Raw genomic sequence first — 369 nt, forward strand, 5'->3', positions numbered from 1 at the left:
GATGAGGGCTGAGAGTTCTTCCGGCGTGCTCGGATTCGGGTCGCTGCTGAGCTTGAGTAGCCGTTCCTGCACGTCCTTGTTGGCCAACGCCTTGCCGAGTGCCGTATTCAGTTGGTCGACGATGGGCCGCGGCGTGCCCGCCGGCACGAAGAGGCCGGTCCATTCCAGGTTGTCGAAGTGCGGCTGGCCGAGTTCCTTGAGCGTCGGCACGTCGGGCAGCAATGCGGCACGCCGGGTGCCGTTGACCGCCAGCACCTTGAGCTTGCCCGACTGCTGGTGAGCGACGAGGTCGGCAATGGGCATGATGCCGGCCGAGATCTGGTTGCCGAGCAGGTCCTGCACCAACGGCGCGGCACCTCGGTAGGGCCT

Annotated in this window: 1 protein-coding gene; it reads right to left on the reverse strand. The window is 66.1% G+C overall.

Annotated elements, in window-relative coordinates; genetic code table 11:
- Positions 1 to 369: tripartite tricarboxylate transporter substrate-binding protein (locus tag AC1DER_RS17255; RefSeq protein ID WP_477358237.1), on the reverse strand; the 369-nt coding region annotated here is incomplete at both ends.

This window comes from Lysobacter sp. 05T417, assembly GCF_056396405.1.